14 protein-coding genes are annotated in these 17,001 nt (G+C 60.9%); 7 read left to right on the forward strand and 7 right to left on the reverse strand.

Annotation, left to right across the window (positions count from 1 at the left end; all coding sequences use genetic code 11):
• Positions 1–536 precede the first annotated feature (536 nt).
• The 3 genes from proS to EFD56_RS18295 are packed head-to-tail and all read left to right on the forward strand — an operon-like array spanning position 537 to position 3,877.
• A complete protein-coding gene (gene proS, locus EFD56_RS18285; protein WP_085742241.1) occupies positions 537–1,859 on the forward strand; it encodes a proline--tRNA ligase in 1,323 nt (440 codons plus the stop codon).
• 15 nt (positions 1,860–1,874) lie between these two features.
• On the forward strand, positions 1,875–3,179 hold the full coding sequence (locus tag EFD56_RS18290) for a lipoprotein-releasing ABC transporter permease subunit (RefSeq protein ID WP_037138121.1): 1,305 nt from the start codon (positions 1,875–1,877) through the stop codon (positions 3,177–3,179).
• A 14-nt stretch (positions 3,180–3,193) separates the two neighbouring features.
• Positions 3,194–3,877, forward strand: a complete 684-nt coding sequence (locus EFD56_RS18295; protein WP_004668408.1) for an ABC transporter ATP-binding protein — start codon at positions 3,194–3,196, stop codon at positions 3,875–3,877.
• Positions 3,878–3,971: 94 nt separating this feature from the next.
• On the opposite strand, the gene EFD56_RS18300 is transcribed toward EFD56_RS18295, so the two are convergent.
• Entirely contained in the window at positions 3,972–4,436 is a 465-nt protein-coding gene (locus tag EFD56_RS18300; RefSeq protein WP_085742242.1) for a DUF5680 domain-containing protein, read from the reverse strand.
• 486 nt (positions 4,437–4,922) lie between these two features.
• Here EFD56_RS18300 and dnaE point away from each other — a divergent pair, with 486 nt between their 5' ends.
• Positions 4,923–8,420 carry a DNA polymerase III subunit alpha gene (gene dnaE, locus EFD56_RS18305; protein ID WP_126905945.1) on the forward strand — a complete coding sequence of 1,166 codons (3,498 nt, stop codon included), beginning with the start codon at positions 4,923–4,925 and terminating at the stop codon, positions 8,418–8,420.
• A 129-nt stretch (positions 8,421–8,549) separates the two neighbouring features.
• On the opposite strand, the gene EFD56_RS18310 is transcribed toward dnaE, so the two are convergent.
• Together EFD56_RS18310 and EFD56_RS18315 are read right to left on the reverse strand one after the other, a co-directional pair.
• Complete coding sequence (locus EFD56_RS18310) at positions 8,550–9,806, reverse strand: L,D-transpeptidase family protein (protein WP_085742244.1); 1,257 nt, start codon at positions 9,804–9,806, stop codon at positions 8,550–8,552.
• Between the two features lie 96 nt (positions 9,807–9,902).
• Complete coding sequence (locus tag EFD56_RS18315; RefSeq protein ID WP_126905946.1) at positions 9,903–11,195, reverse strand: DNA polymerase IV; 1,293 nt, start codon at positions 11,193–11,195, stop codon at positions 9,903–9,905.
• A gap of 76 nt (positions 11,196–11,271) precedes the next feature.
• Between EFD56_RS18315 and EFD56_RS18320 the strand changes: the two genes are divergently transcribed.
• Positions 11,272–11,859, forward strand: coding sequence for a GNAT family N-acetyltransferase (locus tag EFD56_RS18320; RefSeq protein ID WP_085742246.1), 588 nt, complete (start codon positions 11,272–11,274; stop codon positions 11,857–11,859).
• Here the strand turns inward: EFD56_RS18320 and EFD56_RS18325 are convergent.
• Together EFD56_RS18325 and EFD56_RS18330 are read right to left on the reverse strand one after the other, a co-directional pair.
• Complete coding sequence (locus EFD56_RS18325; protein ID WP_085742247.1) at positions 11,834–12,508, reverse strand: hypothetical protein; 675 nt, start codon at positions 12,506–12,508, stop codon at positions 11,834–11,836. The two genes, EFD56_RS18320 and EFD56_RS18325, sit on opposite strands and share 26 nt — an antisense overlap.
• On the reverse strand, positions 12,505–12,813 hold the full coding sequence (locus EFD56_RS18330) for a DUF3572 domain-containing protein (RefSeq protein ID WP_126905947.1): 309 nt from the start codon (positions 12,811–12,813) through the stop codon (positions 12,505–12,507). Before EFD56_RS18330 ends, EFD56_RS18325 begins: the two co-directional genes overlap by 4 nt.
• Before the next feature lie 133 nt (positions 12,814–12,946).
• On the opposite strand from EFD56_RS18330, the gene EFD56_RS18335 reads away from it, so the two are divergent.
• Both EFD56_RS18335 and EFD56_RS18340 read left to right on the forward strand, forming a co-directional pair.
• Positions 12,947–13,318, forward strand: coding sequence for a response regulator (locus EFD56_RS18335; RefSeq protein ID WP_003547430.1), 372 nt, complete (start codon positions 12,947–12,949; stop codon positions 13,316–13,318).
• 18 nt (positions 13,319–13,336) lie between these two features.
• Positions 13,337–14,710, forward strand: a complete 1,374-nt coding sequence (locus tag EFD56_RS18340; protein WP_085742248.1) for a PleD family two-component system response regulator — start codon at positions 13,337–13,339, stop codon at positions 14,708–14,710.
• 749 nt (positions 14,711–15,459) lie between these two features.
• Here EFD56_RS18340 and rpmG read toward each other — a convergent pair.
• On the reverse strand, positions 15,460–15,627 hold the full coding sequence (rpmG, locus tag EFD56_RS18345) for a 50S ribosomal protein L33 (protein ID WP_003587245.1): 168 nt from the start codon (positions 15,625–15,627) through the stop codon (positions 15,460–15,462).
• Positions 15,628–15,720: 93 nt separating this feature from the next.
• Positions 15,721–16,905, reverse strand: coding sequence for an MFS transporter (locus EFD56_RS18350; RefSeq protein ID WP_004668458.1), 1,185 nt, complete (start codon positions 16,903–16,905; stop codon positions 15,721–15,723).
• Positions 16,906–17,001 lie beyond the last annotated feature (96 nt).

The raw sequence follows: 17,001 nt of genomic DNA on the forward strand, positions 1-17,001 counted from the left end.
TCGTCATACCGGCGTCATGCTGTTGCGGCAAAGAGCTCGCCCAACGGAATGAGAGGTTTCCGTTACGCAAGCCAGCCGGATCGTGAATGGGATGGGAAGCCGAAAAGCCAAAAAAAAACAAGGCTAAAAGCCTTGTTTTAAGTATCGCGTGATCTGTAACCGTTGCCGGGGCTGCGACGAGCGCGCCTAAGATCTGATCCTCCCAAGACTTGACCGCGAATTCGGCAAGAATTTAGCTTCCTGCCTGTTTTGTGAGCTAAAGCTAGCTCAAACATTGGGCTTTGTCATTAGCTTTTTTTGCATTTTTGCTACACTCTAGCAAAATATTTCTGTTGACAAGATTTTCGTTCAAGTCCTTATAAACACGCGCTTTTTCATGCCCTTTCATTTTGCGGGCGGGAACATGCGTATCCGGGAGGCAGGCGACAGCAGTTGCGGGTTTCCTTCCCGCCGCGAAGCGGCTATGAACGCTCCCACATTCACAATATACCTTCGATTCCGTGCTCCGCGGGATCTCAACTGCTTCGGAATCCGCCATGCGTCTGTCCCGTTATTTCATGCCCATCCTCAAGGAAAACCCCAAGGAGGCGGAAATCGTCTCCCACCGGTTGATGCTGCGCGCCGGCATGATCCGCCAGCAGTCGCAGGGCATCTATTCCTGGCTGCCGCTCGGCAAACGCGTGCTCGACAAGGTCAACGCCATTATCCGCGAGGAGCAGAACCGCGCCGGCGCCATCGAGCTTTCGATGCCGACCCTGCAATCGGCCGAACTCTGGCAGGAAAGCGGCCGTTACGACGCCTACGGCAAGGAGATGCTGCGCATCAAGGACCGTCAGGAACGGCCGATGCTCTATGGCCCCACCAATGAGGAGATGGTGACGGATATCTTCCGTTCCTCGGTCAAGTCCTACAAGGACCTGCCACTCAATCTCTATCACATCCAGTTGAAGTTCCGCGACGAGATCCGTCCGCGCTTTGGCACCATGCGCTCGCGCGAATTCATGATGAAGGATGCCTATTCCTTCGATCTGACGCGCGAAGGGGCGGAGCATTCCTATAACAAGATGTTCGCCGCCTATCTCAGAACCTTCGATCGGCTCGGCCTGCGCGCCATTCCGATGCGCGCCGACACCGGCCCGATCGGCGGCAATCTCAGCCATGAATTCATCATCCTCGCCGATACCGGCGAATCCGAGGTGTTCTGCCATAAGGACTTCGTTGGCTTCGATATTCCCGGTGAGAACACCGATTTCGACAGCGTCGAGGGCCTGAAGGCGATCTTCGACAAGTGGACCTCGCTCTATGCGGCGACTTCGGAAATGCACGACGAGGCGGCTTTCAACGTCGTTCCGGAAGGCGAGCGTCTTTCGGCGCGCGGCATCGAGGTCGGCCATATCTTCTATTTCGGCACGAAATATTCCGAGCCGATGGGCGCGAAAGTGCAGGGGCCCGATGGCAAGGAACACTTCGTCCACATGGGTTCTTACGGTATCGGCCCGACACGCCTTGTTCCCGCCATCATCGAAGCATCGCATGACGACAACGGAATCATCTGGCCGGCCTCGGTCGCGCCCTTCGATGTCGTGGTGATCAACATGAAGGCGGGCGATCAGGCCTGCGACGATACTTGCGAGCTGATCTATGCGGCGCTGACCAAGGCCGGCAAGGACGTGCTCTACGACGATACCGACGACCGGGCCGGCACGAAATTCGCGACCGCCGATCTGATCGGCGTACCCGTCCAGATCATCGCCGGCCCGCGCGCGGTCGCCAACGGCGAGGTCGAAGTGAAGGACCGCAAGACCGGCGCCCGCGAAACGATGACCATCGAAGCGGCGATCAACAGGTTCGTGGCTTAAGGAAACGGAGGCGAAATGGCAGAGGCAGCAGTGGACCGGAGTTCAACATCCGGTTTGGGTCCGGCTGGCAAGCCATTTTCCACCTTCGAACGTCTCGTCGCCTGGCGCTATCTGCGCGCCCGGCGCAAGGAAGCCTTCATCTCGGTCATCGCCGGATTCTCCTTCGTCGGCATCATGCTCGGCGTTGCGACGCTGATCATCGTCATGGCGGTCATGAACGGCTTCCGGACCGAGCTCGTCTCGCGCATCCTCGGCATCAACGGCCATATGATCGTCCAGCCGTCCGATGGCCCGTTCACCGATTATACCGACCTTACCAGCCGGCTGGCTGCCGTACCGGGAGTGAAGATGGCGCTGCCTTTGGTGGAAGGCCAGGTGCTCGCCTCCGCCCAGGCCGGCGGTAGCACCGGCGCGCTGGTGCGCGGCGCCCGCGCCGAGGACCTGACCAAGCTCAAGACGATCTCCGGCAACATCAAATCCGGCGACATGGTCGGTTTTGCCTCCGGCCAGGGCGTGCTGATCGGTACCGGCATGGCCACCCAGCTCGGCCTGAGCGTCGGCGACCTCATCACCCTGACGTCGCCGGACGGTGACATTACGCCGATGGGCGTCAGCCCACGCGTCAAGTCCTACAAGATTTCCGGCCTCTTCGAGATCGGCATGTCGGAATATGATTCCTCGATCATCTTCATGCCGCTGGAGGAATCGCAGCTCTTTTTCAATGCCGAGGGACTGGTGCAGTCGATCGAGCTCTTCGTCGATCACCCCGACGATATCGACGCGCTGAGATCCAAGGTCGAGGAGGCGGCAGGCCGCCAGATCAACCTGACCGACTGGCGCCAGCGCAACCAGACCTTCTTTTCGGCGCTGCAGGTCGAGCGCAACGTCATGTTCATGATCCTGACGCTGATCGTGCTGGTGGCGGCGCTGAACATCATCTCCGGCCTCATCATGCTGGTGAAGGACAAGGGCAGCGATATCGCCATCCTGCGCACCATGGGCGCCAGTGCCGGCGCGATCATGCGCATCTTCTTCATGACCGGGGCGGCCATCGGTATCGTCGGCACCATTGCCGGCGTGCTGCTCGGCGTGCTCGTCTGCGTCAACATCGAATCCATCCGTCAGTTTTTCTCGTGGATCTCGGGTGAAATAATCTTCAATCCGCAGGTCTATTTCCTCAGCCAGCTGCCGGCGGAGATGGATCTCAGCGAAACGATCTCGATCGTCGTCATGGCACTGACGCTCTCCTTCATCGCGACCATCTTCCCGGCCTGGCGCGCCTCCAGGCTCGATCCGGTGCAGGCCCTGCGCTACGAATAAGGAATGCCGCCTTCATGAAACGCAACGTCGTTCTCAAGCTTACCGGCGTCGAGCGCCATTACGGGCAGGGCGATACGCTGCTCTCGATCCTGAAAGGCGCGGATTTCTCGCTGTCGAAAGGCGAGATCGTGGCCCTTGTCGCCCCCTCCGGCACCGGCAAATCGACGCTGCTGCATGTCGCCGGCCTGCTTGAGCATCCCGATGGCGGGGAAGTCACGATCAACGGCCATGCCTGTGACGGCCTTCCCGACGGCAAGCGGACGGCGATCCGTCGCCGCGAAATCGGCTTCGTCTACCAGTTCCACCACCTGCTGCCGGAATTTTCCGCCCTTGAGAATATCATGATGCCGCAGCTGATCGCCGGGCTGTCCTGGAAGGAGGCCAGCGAGCGAGCCGGCCAGCTTCTCGATTACATGCGCATCGGCCATCGCGGCTCGCATCGTCCGGCCGAACTATCCGGCGGCGAGCAGCAGCGCGTTGCGATCGCCCGCGCCGTCGCCAATGCGCCGACCCTGCTTCTGGCCGACGAGCCGACCGGCAATCTCGATCCAGACACCGCAAGCTACGTCTTTGACGCGCTGGAGGCGTTGGTGCGCCAGTCCGGCCTCGCCGCCCTTATCGCCACCCACAACCACGAACTCGCCGGCCGCATGGATCGGCGCGTAACGATTTCGGACGGCAAGGTCGTCGATTTCTGATGCATGTCGCCCGGATGTGCGCAGCGGTTGCCGGATAAAGACAAAGAGCGGACCCATCAATCGACGGGTTGGAATCGACCCGCTTCCGGCTCCGTCAGGGGATGATCAGGCCACCGCGATAGTCGAGCGCGTAAGCCTTTCGCCCGTCGACCAGGATGCATTCGTGACCGCTGAACCGTTCGCAGCCGCCTTCGCTGCGATCGATATAACGACCGAACGGATGGTCGAATTCCATTCCGCCGAGAAACCGATCCTGCCGATACATGGCAGAAAGCGCCGCCTTGATCACTGTGCCCGCTGCGCTGGCATCAATGAGATCGGGCGCAATGACCCAGCCGAAATAATTCATCGCCCAGATCGGCTCGTCGGCAAACCACACCACTTCCTGTCCGGCAAAGTCGGTGCCGCCGAAATAGCTGTCGAGATAGCGCCAGTCGCCGCGCTCATAGCCGATATCGTGAGACCCCAGCCGGCAGGGCGGACGCGGCACGCCGCCGCCGACATAACTGGCAGCTTTGGCTTCGACGACGAATTCGTTCAGCATCGCAGTCTCGGGCATAGGATCCTCCTCCTGACTCGTCAGCAGGGATATAGCAGAACGATCGGAACATAAACAGAACAAATGCGTTGAGCCTTTGTCATGGCGGAACGTCTCCACGTTCTTTGCGGCATGACGGGTTTTCGAGGCCGCGGCTCGGCACCCCCAAGCCCGTCGCCGAAGCCTTCACCGAATCGTTGCATCGCAGGGTTGTTTTTCAAACGCAAGCAGAGAGAAAAGATTCCTGTTGACATCGGAACATAGATGGAACAAATTGAAAACATAACGAGTAAAGGAGAGCCAGATGACTGACATGATCCGTGATATCGCAGCATTCACCTCCATCGCAATGTTCGTTGCCAGCTTCTCACTCATCGTCATCGCCATCTAAAGTTTTCAGGGGACTGCATGGTCATCATGTGGTTCGGACGCGGGACTTCTTCTGGACATCATTGCCCTCCATGCCGACAATGCGTCCGATTCATTCGGTGATTGGGAAGGCATGTCATGGCGGATACGGTAAAGGGTTCGACGGGTGAGGCGATCGGCGGCACGCCGGGCTTCATTCACCTGAGGGTCCATTCCGCCTATTCGCTTCTCGAAGGCGCGCTGCCGCTGAAGAAGATTCTCTATAAGGCGGCCGGCGACAATCAGCCGGCCATCGCCATCACCGACACCAACAATCTGTTCGTCGCCCTCGAATTCTCGCAGAAGGCAATGGACGACGGGCTGCAGCCGATCATTGGCTGCCAGGTCTCGATCGACATGGAAGATGGGCTGGAGACCGAAAAACGCGGCGGCCAGCAGGCGTTGGTCAAGCTGCCGTCGATCGTCCTTCTCGCCGCAACGGAGGCCGGTTACGAAAGGCTGGTCGATCTCGTCAGCCGCGCCTATCTCGGCGGCGACAGCAACCAGGCCATTCATATCAGGGCCTCCTGGCTGGAGGAGGCTGGCACGGAAGGGCTGATCGCCTTGACCGGCGCCCTGACAGGGCCGGTCGACGCGGCGATCAGGGAGGGCCATACCGCCCAAGCCGAAGCGCGGCTGCTGATGCTGAAGCGTCTCTTCGGCGACCGGCTCTATGTCGAACTGCAGCGTCATGGCACCTACGACAAGCGGCACGAGCAGAAGATCGTCGGGCTCGCTTATGCCCACGACCTGCCGCTGGTCGCCACCAACGAGGCTTTCTTTCCGACACGCGACGATTACGACGCCCATGATGCGCTGATGGCGGTTGCTCATAATGCCATCGTCTCCGACGACAGCCGCTTTCGTCTGACGCCGGATCATTATCTGAAGAGCCGCGCCGAGATGGCCAAGCTCTTCGCCGACCTGCCGGAAGCGCTGGAGAACACGATCGAGATCGCCAGGCGCTGCTCCTTCGTGCTGAAGACGCGGAAACCGATCCTGCCGCGCTTCACGGGTGCGACCGACGACGCCGAGGAGGCCGAACGCGCCGAGGCGGGTGAATTGCGCCGCCAGGCGGTCGAAGGGCTGGACATGCGGCTTTCGACCCTCGGCATGTCGCCAGGTTACGAGGAAAAGGATTATCGCGAGCGGCTCGAATTCGAGCTCAGCGTGATCGAACGCATGCGCTTTCCCGGCTACTTCCTGATCGTTGCCGACTTCATCAAATGGGCCAAGCAGCATGACATTCCGGTTGGTCCCGGCCGTGGTTCGGGCGCCGGTTCGCTGGTCGCCTATGCGCTGACGATCACCGACGTCGATCCCTTGCGGTTTTCACTGCTGTTCGAGCGCTTCCTCAATCCGGAACGCGTCTCGATGCCGGACTTCGACATCGACTTCTGCCAGGACCGCCGCGAAGAGGTGATCCGTTACGTCCAGGCCAAATACGGCCGCGAACAGGTGGCCCAGATCATCACCTTCGGTTCGCTGCAGGCGCGCGCAGCACTCCGCGACGTCGGCCGCGTACTGGAAATGCCCTACGGCCAGGTCGACAAGATCTGCAAACTTGTGCCGAACAATCCGGCCAATCCGACGCCGCTCTCCAAGGCGATCGAGGAGGAGCCGAAGCTGCAGGAGGAAGCGGCCAAGGAGCCGGTGGTCGCGCGCCTGCTCGATATCGCCCAGAAGATCGAGGGGCTTTACCGCCATGCCTCGACCCATGCCGCCGGTATCGTCATCGGTGACCGTCCGCTGTCCAAGCTGGTGCCGATGTATCGCGATCCGCGCTCGGACATGCCGGTCACTCAGTTCAACATGAAATGGGTGGAGCAGGCGGGCCTCGTCAAATTCGACTTCCTCGGCCTGAAGACGCTGACCGTGCTGAAGGTCGCCGTCGATTTCGTCGCCAAGCGCGGCATCAGTGTCGACCTGGCGGCCATTCCCCTGGACGACAAGAAGACCTACGAGATGCTGTCACGCGGTGAGACGGTCGGCGTGTTCCAGGTGGAAAGTGCCGGCATGCGCAAGGCGCTGATCGGCATGAAGCCGGACTGCATCGAGGACATCATCGCGCTGGTGGCGCTCTATCGTCCGGGCCCGATGGAGAACATCCCGACCTACAATGCCCGCAAGCACGGTGACGAAGAGCTGGAATCGATCCATCCGATGATCGACCACCTGCTCAAGGAAACCCAAGGCGTCATCGTCTATCAGGAACAGGTGATGCAGATCGCCCAGGTCCTGTCCGGATATTCGCTCGGAGAAGCCGATCTTTTGCGCCGCGCCATGGGTAAGAAGATTAAGGCGGAGATGGACCAGCAGCGCGAACGCTTCGTCGATGGCGCCGTCAAGAACGGCGTATCGAAGCCGCAAGCCGACAATATCTTCGAACTGCTGGCGAAGTTCGCCAATTACGGCTTCAACAAGTCGCATGCCGCCGCCTATGCCATCGTCTCCTACCAGACGGCCTATATGAAGGCGCATTATCCGGTGGAATTCCTCGCCGCCTCGATGACGCTCGACATGTCCAACACGGAAAAGGTCAACGACTTCCGCCAGGACGCCAAGCGCCTCGGCATCGAGGTGATCGCCCCGTCGGTGCAGACCTCCTTCCGCCAGTTCGAGACCGGCGACAACCGCATCTATTATGCGCTGGCCGCTCTCAAGGGCGTCGGCGAATCCGCCGTCGACCATATCGTCGAGGTGCGCGGCGATACGCCGTTCGCCGGTATCGAGGATTTCTGCCTGCGCATCGATCCGCGCCAGGTGAACCGCCGCGTGCTGGAAAGCCTGATCTATGCCGGCGCCTTCGATTGCTTCGGCACCGACCGCGCCCAGCTTTCCGCCGGGCTCGACCGCATCCTCGGCTATGCCCAGCGGGCGCAGGAAAACAAGCTGAGCGGCCAGTCGGATATTTTCGGCAGCACCCTGACCTCGGGGCCTGAAAAGATTGCCCTGCCGCCGTTTTCGCCCTGGCTTGCCTCGGAGCGGCTGCTCAAGGAATTTCAGGTGCTGGGCTTCTATCTCACGGCTCACCCGCTCGATTCCTACAGCAACATCTTGCAGAAGATGCGGGTGCAGACCTTTGCCGAGTTTTCCGCAGCGATCAAACAGGGGGCGTCCAATGCGCGTCTTGCCGGCACTGTCATCTCCAAGCAGGAGCGCAAGACCCGCACCGGCAACAAGATGGGCATCATCGTCTTTTCGGATTCGTCCGGCCAGTTCGAGGCCGTGCTGTTTTCGGAAATGCTCAACCAATACCGCGACATGCTGGAGTCCGGAAAATCCTTCCTGCTGACCGCGACCGGCGAGGAGCGGCCCGAGGGCATCGGTCTGCGCATCCAGACGATCCAGTCGCTGGAGGAAAAGTCGCTGCAGATGCAGAAGGCGCTGCGCGTCTATGTCCGCGATTCCGGGCCGCTGAAAATGGTCGCCGGCCACCTGAACGCCAAGGGCGACGGCCTGGTTTCCTTCATCGTCATCAAGGAAGAAGGCAAGCGCGAGGTCGAAGTGGCGCTGCCGGAGAAATACCGCATCACCCCGGAGATCGCCGCCGCTCTACGCGCTGCCCCCGGCGTCGTCGACGTCGAGCTGGTTTAATGGCGAAGCCGAACGCCCGGGGTGAAACCGATCGCCCCGGAGGCGATGTGGATCGCCGGGGGGTAATGCACCTCACCGAGAGTTATGGACCTCACCCAGGGTGATACACCACACCTGGGCTGATGGCCGTCAGCCGCGGGTAATGGTGATGAAATCCGTGCCTTCGCCGGTCTCCCGGCCGAGGCCGGTATCGGAGATCGTCAGCGTCGAGCCGGGCGCGATCAGCGCGTCGATTTTGCGGCGGGTCTCGTCGGGGATGGTAATCCGGCTCAGCGAATGGGCGATCGGCTTGCCGGTGACGATCGAGCTTTCCTGATTGCTGATCCCGAGCCGCTTCATCGTCTCGCGAGAGAGATTGTTTTCGAGCGTAATGCCGAGCCAGTCCGCCGTGCCGGCCGTTTCGTCGACCGCGTGCAGGGTGAAGAAATGCGTGCCGAGCGCCAGCCCCGGATCGGCGATCGTCACCGGCGCCTCGAACACCGGCTTGAACGCCTTTCGCACCATGATGACGCCGTTCGGAGGTTCGCCTTTGCCGGCTGCGGCATAGAGCGCTTTGAGCAATGTATCGGAGACCAGGCTTTTGTCGCCGGCAAATTCCGCCGGCCGTAGCGTCTTGAAAGCCCTGATCGCCTCAACGGTCGACGGGCCGAGCAATCCGTCCGGATCTCCGGCGGAAAAGCCGAGTGCGTTGAGCAGGATCTGGATGTCGATCACCGTCTCGCGCAGCGTGCGGCGCGTGATGAGCATGCTGATCGGCTCTGACGGCGGCTCGGCTTCACGCGTTGCAAGCGGCTGCACCATCGGCATCGGCATGGCGGCGGTATCGTTCATCGCCACCTGCACCGGCGCCGCGGGATTGTCGGGCATGGAGGGCCGCAATTCGACATCCGAAAGCAGCGGCATTGCCGCCGGCGCATCCGGGTGGAAGAGGGTCGGATGGTCGATCGGCTGCGGCACCAGCTCGCCGTCGCTGATGATGACGGGGATGCCCGGCTCGGTCATCCCATAGAGCATTTTCGCAAAGGCGCCGGGCATGCGCACGCAGCCGTGCGAGGCCGGATAACGCGGCACGGAATTCGATTCATGCAGGGCGATGCCAGACCAGGTCAGTCTTTGCATGAAGGGCATCGGGGCGGCCGAATAGAGATTGGATTCGTGGTATTTCTGCTTTTCGAGCACCGAGAAAATGCCGCTCGGCGTCGTGTGCCCGTCCTTGCCGGTCGAGACCTTCGAGGTCGCCACGACCTCGGTGCCGTCATAGACCGCAAGCGACTGCTTGTTCTTCGAAACGAAGATCTGCAGCGTGCGCACATCCGCGGCAAAAGCAGGGTGCACGAGTGCGGTGGCCGACAGCAAGCCGAGGCCGAAGACGAAACGCGAGACCATGATAACCAACCATACGCAATACTGGTCCGGCACATTATGGGACGAAGTTTAAGGAAGATTTTATAGGCTGAATGAATGGCAGCCCAGGCTCACGCTTTATTGATCGCGCCTGCTGCTGCCGAAGGTGTAGCCGGTCTCGACCGTGTTCTTGCCGAACTTGTCGCGCAGCTTGTCCATCGCCGCTTCGGCCGCCGCCCGCCGGCCTGACTGCCGGTCGATCAGATCGGGTGGATCGGCGCGTGCGGCATCGCCGAGATCGGTGACGCCGATTCCGATCAGGCGGAATTTCGTGCCGTCTGTCTCCTTTTCGAGCAGCTTGAGCCCGATGCGGAAGATCCTGTCGGCCAGCTGGGTCGGGTCCTCGAGCTTGCGGTTGCGGGTGCGCGTCTTGAAGTCGGCGCTCTTCATCTTCAGCACGACCGTGTGGCCGGCGATGTCGCCTTTCTTCAGGCGCCAGGAGACCTTTTCGGAAAGATTGCGCAGGATCGGCACCAGATCGTCGTAGCGCGAGATGTCGTCGAAGAAGGTCGTCTCGGCCGAGACGCTCTTGGCGGCATCGTTGAGATGCACCTCGCGGTCGTCGATGCCGCGCGACAGGCGGGCGAGCCGCTGGCCGATGCTGCCGTAGCGGCGCATCAGGTCGTTCTCCTCCATCTGCTGCAACTGGCTGATGGTGCGGATGCCATCCGCCTCCAGCGTCGCGGCAAGGACCTTGCCGACACCCCAGATCGTGGTGACGGGACGCGGCGCCAGGAATTCGACCGCTTCTTCGCGGCCGATGACGGAAAAGCCGCGCGGCTTCTGCAGGTCGGAGGCGACCTTGGCGAGGAATTTGCAGTAGGAAAGACCGACCGAGACGGTGATGCCGATCTCCGTTTCGACCCGGCGGGCGAATTTGGCGAGCGTGCGCGCCGGCGGGTCGTGATGCAGCCGCTCGGTGCCGCCAAGTTCCAGAAAGGCCTCGTCGATCGACAGCGGCTGCACCAGCGGCGTCAGATCCTGCATCAGCGCCCGCACCTGGCGCCCGACCCGGACATATTTCTCCATATCAGGACGGATGACGACGGCCTGTGGGCATGCCTCCAGCGCCTTGAACATCGGCATCGCCGAGCGCACGCCGTGGATGCGGGCGATGTAGCAGGCCGTGGAGACGACGCCGCGTTTGCCGCCGCCGATGATCACGGGCTTGTCGGCAAGGTCGGGATTGTCGCGCTTCTCGACAGCCGCGTAGAAGGCGTCGCAATCGATATGCGCAAGCGTCAGCGCATAGAGCTCGCGATGGCGCACCAGACGCGGACTGCCGCAGGATACGCAACGGCGCGCCTCGCCCTTCTGCTCGGCAAGGCAGTCGCGACAGAAGCCGGGTGTCTTGTCAGGCGCGGGCGTCATGGTGAGAACAAAGGTTGAACGTCGCGACACTACGCCTTAAGCTGACGAGTCTCAAGAGAGGCTGGGAGCTTTGCCTTTGGATAACGATCTTCGTTTCGAGCCGGTGACGGCGGAACGCTTGGGCGACTTCGAAACCCTGTTCGGGCCGCAGGGCGCTTTCTACAATTGCTGGTGTGTGGCGCTGCGGCTGCCGCATGCAGTGAGGACGAAAATGGCGGCCGACGAGCGCAAGGCGCATATGCAGGAGCGGATCGAGGCAGGGCCGCCGCCGGGCATCCTCTGTTATGCCGGTGGCGAGCCGGTCGCCTGGGTGCAGGTCGGGCCGCGCCACGACGTGCCGCAGTTCAATTCGCCGCGCACTGTGTCGCGGCCGCTGGAAGAGGGCGATGCGCAGGATCCGTCGATCTGGGCCGTCAGCTGCTTCTTCCTGCTGCCCAGGCTGCGCGGCAAGAGAATGAGCCACCGGCTGCTCGCCGGGGCGATCGATCATGCCAGGCGCCAGGGCGCACGGCTCATCGAAGCCTGTCCGATTGACCACGTGAAGCAGTCGAAATCGGTGACGCTCTGCATCGGCTCGACGGCGATCTTTGACGCGGCCGGGTTCGAGACTGTGGCAAGGCGCAAGGACGGACGGCCGCTCATGCGGCTGGAATTGCGCGGCTGAACGAGCCGCCAAGGAAATGCGCCTCGATCAGCTCGGCCGCATGCGCCCAGTCGATGGCGCGGGTGATGTCGTCGGCCGCTGCCGGCGCGAAACGATGGACCGATGATTCCGGCATCAGGTGAATGAGCAGGCAATCGGCCACATGGTCCCTGACGGAATGCAGATTGTGCGCCATATCATCTATGAAGGCGACGGGAAAGGAGCGGCTGGCATGCAGCGCGTGGACGATCGGCCCCTTGGGCTGCTCGCTGGCAAGCAGAGGAAAGAGCAGCCCGGCACTGTCCAGCAGGCGGCGGCGCTGATCCCGGAACCGTGGCGGCATCGCCGTCAGGAACAGGATATCGGCCTCCTGCGAAAGCCGGTCGAGCGTTTCGACGACGTGGTCGACTGGCGTCTGCCACAGTTCCTGCGCTTCGAAAAAGTCTTCGATCAGCCGGCTGACCTGTTGGCTCTCGATCTCCGTACCGTCCGCTGTCGAAACGATGTTGCCGTGCAGCCGGAACGATCGCGGCAGGAATTCATGGCCCAGGCTTTGAAGAAAGAGCTGGAAAGGATCGATGAACCGCAGCACGACATCGTCGACGTCACAGACGATCAGCGGCCGCTCGCCGAGTCGGATATGCGAAATATCGAGCTCGGTCACGCTCAGTATTCTCCGGAATCGAGACCCGGCGAGGAGAAATGCCGCCAGGCGGCGGTCACCGTCTCCGGACTGAGACCGCTCGCCGTGCAGAAGGCCATCGCCGTCGGCTCGTGGTTCATCAGGAAATCCATCATGCCGGCGAGGAAGCCCGGATCGTTGACGGCGTCGCGCACCTGGCCGGGCGCCACGCCGGTGAGCGCCAGGAAGCGGCCGAACATGTCGGGATCGTCGGCAAGCCAGCCGAGCACGGCGATCGCCGTCTCGTGCGGGTCGGCCGCCAGTTGTTTCGAAGTCTTGAAGTTGCTTTGCATTTCGAGGGGTAAGTTACCTTTTCTTCAACCAAATACCGCTAGCGTGCGCTATCGGTTTCACGGAGCTCTTCATCCGCATGTGCCTTTCTCATGGGACGAACCGCTGCGCGAACGGACGTAGGGACAGCTTGTCATGCCCAAACAGGTGATGATTGTAGAAGATAACGAGCTCAACATGAAGCTCTTTCGCGACCTCATCGAGGCGTCCGGCTATACCACGATCCAGACGAGAAACGGCATGGAGGCGCTCGATTTGGCGCGCAAGCATCGCCCCGACCTCATCCTCATGGATATCCAGCTCCCCGAAGTCTCCGGCCTGGAAGTCACCAAATGGCTGAAGGAAGACGACGAGCTGCATGTGATTCCCGTCATCGCCGTCACGGCTTTCGCGATGAAGGGCGACGAGGAGCGGATCCGCCAGGGCGGCTGCGAGGCCTATGTTTCCAAGCCGATCTCGGTTCCGAAATTCATCGAGACGATCAAGACCTATCTGGGCGATGCCTGACGCATCGGAAAGACGCTTATGACTGCGCGAATACTGGTGGTTGACGATATTCCGGCCAACGTGAAGCTGCTTGAAGCGCGGCTGCTCGCGGAGTATTTCGACGTGATGACCGCCGCCGACGGCCACGAGGCGCTGGCAATCTGCGAGCGCAACCAGGTCGATCTGATCCTGCTCGACATCATGATGCCCGGTATCGATGGTTTCGAGGTCTGCGAGCGGCTGAAGGCCAGCCAGAAGACCGCCCATATCCCCGTCGTCATGGTCACGGCGCTCGACCAGCCGGCCGACCGCGTGCGTGGCCTGAAGGCCGGCGCCGACGATTTCCTCACCAAACCGGTCAATGATCTGCAGCTGATCTCACGGGTAAAGAGCCTGCTGCGGCTGAAAACTTTGAGCGATGAGCTGCGCATCCGCGCCGACACCGCCCATACGATGGGCATGGGCGATCTCATGCGGACAGGCGAGGGCCGCGCAGACGAAGCCGGCCAGGTGTTGCTGGTCGATGGCCGCGCCAATTCGCAGGAACGCATCGTCAGGGCGCTGAAGCCCGTCGCCGATGTGCTTGCCCTGTCCGATCCGCAGGCAGCCCTCTTCGAAGCCGCCGAACACGCCTTCGACCTCGTTATCGTCAACGCCAATTTCGACGACTACGATCCGCTTCGCCTCTGCTCGCAATTGCGATCGCTGGAGCGCACACGCTTCCTGCCGATCCTGATCATCACCGAGCAGGGGGCTGACGAGATGGTCGTGCGCGCGCTCGATCTCGGCGTCAACGATTATATCGTCCGTCCGGTCGACCCGAACGAGCTGGTTGCCCGCAGCCTGACGCAGATCCGTCGCAAGCGCTACAACGATCGTCTGCGCGCCAGCGTCAAGCAGACGATCGAGCTTGCCGTGACCGACCCGCTGACCGGACTTTACAACAGGCGTTATCTCGACAATCACCTGAACGTGCTCTTCAATCGCTCGATGGCGCGGGGCCGTCCGCTGTCGGTGCTGATCACCGATATCGACCGTTTCAAGCAGGTGAACGACACCTACGGCCATGACGGTGGTGACGAAGTGCTGCGCGAATTCGCAAACCGCGTTCGTTCGACCATCCGCGGCGCCGATCTCGCCTGCCGCTACGGCGGGGAGGAGTTCGTCGTTGCCATGCCGGACACGTCGCCGGAAGTGGCCGCGGCTGTCGCCGAGCGCTTGCGCGCCGCGGTCGAGAGCGCCCCCTTCATGCTGAAGCACGCCGGACAAGCGCTCAATGTCACCGCTTCCTTCGGCATCGCCTCACGGATGGGCACGGTACTGACACCGGACCAGCTGATGAAGCAGGCCGATCTTGCGCTCTACGAGGCCAAGAATACCGGTCGCAATCGCGTGGTTGCCGCGGCCGCCTGACGAATCACGCGGCGTGCTTTACGGCCATTTGCGAGTTTTCCACTGCCGTAAGCGAATTATTACCGATTTGTAACCTTCGCCCCTGCGACGCGCGCCGAAAATTTTGCAACCCGATAGCCCAAAAATGGACTCTAGGCGTTGCTGTGGATAATGGTGGCGTGCGACAGTTTCTGGAATGCCGGGCGGCGCTCGGAATGAAATGGGGACTATAAAGGAATGTCTGCTGACAAGAGGGTCAAATAGAGGGCGGCGACGTCACCTCACGTAAGGGGAGGGGCGGCTTAAGTTATTAAGTTATAGTGTCGAATTTCTTCTGGGCTTTTGGTACTAGGCTTTGGAGGCAAGCACAGGCGTCAAATCTTTGTGTGTGTCAAAACTGGACTTTTAACCATAGAATCAAGCTCACAAAATTCATCATTAAGAATTTGTTGATTTTCTTTCATTTCTGCGCAAATTATCGGCTCATAACAGAAGTGCTCCCGTAGAGGAGCTGTCCGATACCCCATGATGCTCAGGTCCGCCGCATCTCCTGGGTCGTGGGGTCGGTCGGCTGGTAGGCAAGTCATAACGGTTCCTCGTGCCGTTTTGCATGCTGGCCGACCCCCTTTCAGGAAAACGCCGTCACTTCCCGAAGATGGAAGGGCGGCGTTTCTTGTTTGCGCTAACATTGTCAAAACACCATCGTTCCGGGCAATAAAAAACGCGCAACCCGAGGGCGCGCGCTTTTTTGAAATCCTGAGGCCAAGTGATTACTTGATCTTGGTTTCCTTGAACTCGACATGCTTCTTAGCAATCGGGTCATACTTCGTCTTCGTCATCTTGTCCGTCATCGTACGGCTGTTCTTCGTCGTGACGTAGAAGAAACCGGTGTCGGCTGTCGACAGCAGCTTGATCTTGATTGTTGTAGCCTTGGCCATGGTCGTCCTGCCTTTAAGAAAATGAAAGCCGTGGAAGCCGGATGAGGCTCCACGGCAAATTCTGGCGCGAAACTACGAATCCCGCCCGAAAAGTCAAGTCCGTTTTCGAATGAACATTAATCTGATGCCGGAAAGTAGGGCGTAGAAGCCGAAGAAGGCGGCAATCGCCCAGGCAAAACCGTTATTTCCGGCGACATCGATCGCTGCGCCGATCGCCTGCGGCCCGGCCACGGTTCCCATCGCATAACAGAAGACGAAGGCGGCATTGGCCGCCGCCAGATCGGAACCGGTCAGACGCGAGCCGAGATGGGCAAGGCCGACCGTATAGAGGCCGGAGACGCAGCCGCCCCAGAACAGCAGGAGCCCGGCCATCAGCAGCCAGTTGTCGACCAGCACCGGCAGCATCATCGAGCCGACGAAGCCCATCAGTGCCATGCCGGCTAGAAGCGGCCGCTTGTCGGGGATGCGGTCGGAAAGCAGGCCGAGCGGGATCTGAAAAATGACGTTGCCGACGCCCATCATGGTGAGCAGAAGAGCGGCCTGCGATTCGGTAAAATGGGCGCGCACGGCAAAGATCGGGAAAAGCGACAGTCCGCCGGCTTCCACGGCGCCGAAGATGAAGACGGCCGCCGTCGCCGTCGGAACCAGGAAAACGTAGCGCATGAAATGCAGCTCCGGCTTTTCTTCCAGGATCGGGCTCTCGTAGCGGGCGATGAAGATCGGAATGGCGGCAAGCAGGATGGCGCCGGCGCCAACCAGGAAAGGCAAGATGCCGTCGCTGCCAAGCAGCGAAAAGAGCAGCGGCCCGGCGGCAAAGCCCAGAGAAAGCACGGTCGCATAAATGCCGAGAACGAAGCCGCGCTTGGATGGCGGCGAGGCGGCATTGATCCAGAATTCGGAGAGGATGAACAGCGTCGTCGTTGCGCCATGGAAGGCGAAACGCAGCGGAAACCACATCCAGAAATCCTCGGCATAATAGAAGCCGAGTGCGCTCAGCGCCGAGATCAGCACAGCCCAGAGCATTGTCGGCGCAACACCATATTTATGGGCGAGCTTGGTGGTAACAGGCGCGGCGGCCATCGCCGCAATGCCCGCCATCGCCGTATTGAGCCCGATCAGCGTGGATGAAATGCCGCGTTTTTCAAGGATGATGCTGAGCAGCGGAAGTCCGAGGCCGATTGCGATACCGACGGCTGATATCGACGAGATGGCTGCCACCAGAGAAGGCCAATGGATTTCTTCGACATCGCCCGGTGTGCCGTTTCTCGGCTGAGACATTTATCCATCCTTAGAAAGCTTCGCGAGCGAATCGGCCGGTCGCTTCGCATAGAAAGACACGGACGTGCCAAATCCCGGTGACGAGCAGCGTTTCGC

This window comes from Rhizobium phaseoli (assembly GCF_003985125.1).
GTDB lineage: Bacteria > Pseudomonadota > Alphaproteobacteria > Rhizobiales > Rhizobiaceae > Rhizobium > Rhizobium phaseoli.

Bases quoted from the DNA above. Each gene is read 5' to 3' on its own strand.
- rpmG (WP_003587245.1), bottom strand. From the start codon at position 15,627: ATGGCCAAGGCTACAACAATCAAGATCAAGCTGCTGTCGACAGCCGAC.
- EFD56_RS18295 (WP_004668408.1), top strand. From the start codon at position 3,194: ATGAAACGCAACGTCGTTCTCAAGCTTACCGGCGTCGAGCGCCATTAC.
- EFD56_RS18350 (WP_004668458.1), bottom strand. From the start codon at position 16,905: ATGTCTCAGCCGAGAAACGGCACACCGGGCGATGTCGAAGAAATCCAT.
- EFD56_RS18330 (WP_126905947.1), bottom strand. From the start codon at position 12,813: ATGCAAAGCAACTTCAAGACTTCGAAACAACTGGCGGCCGACCCGCAC.
- proS (WP_085742241.1), top strand. From the start codon at position 537: ATGCGTCTGTCCCGTTATTTCATGCCCATCCTCAAGGAAAACCCCAAG.
- EFD56_RS18340 (WP_085742248.1), top strand. From the start codon at position 13,337: ATGACTGCGCGAATACTGGTGGTTGACGATATTCCGGCCAACGTGAAG.
- EFD56_RS18335 (WP_003547430.1), top strand. From the start codon at position 12,947: ATGCCCAAACAGGTGATGATTGTAGAAGATAACGAGCTCAACATGAAG.
- EFD56_RS18300 (WP_085742242.1), bottom strand. From the start codon at position 4,436: ATGCCCGAGACTGCGATGCTGAACGAATTCGTCGTCGAAGCCAAAGCT.
- EFD56_RS18315 (WP_126905946.1), bottom strand. From the start codon at position 11,195: ATGACGCCCGCGCCTGACAAGACACCCGGCTTCTGTCGCGACTGCCTT.
- EFD56_RS18310 (WP_085742244.1), bottom strand. From the start codon at position 9,806: ATGGTCTCGCGTTTCGTCTTCGGCCTCGGCTTGCTGTCGGCCACCGCA.
- EFD56_RS18290 (WP_037138121.1), top strand. From the start codon at position 1,875: ATGGCAGAGGCAGCAGTGGACCGGAGTTCAACATCCGGTTTGGGTCCG.
- dnaE (WP_126905945.1), top strand. From the start codon at position 4,923: ATGGCGGATACGGTAAAGGGTTCGACGGGTGAGGCGATCGGCGGCACG.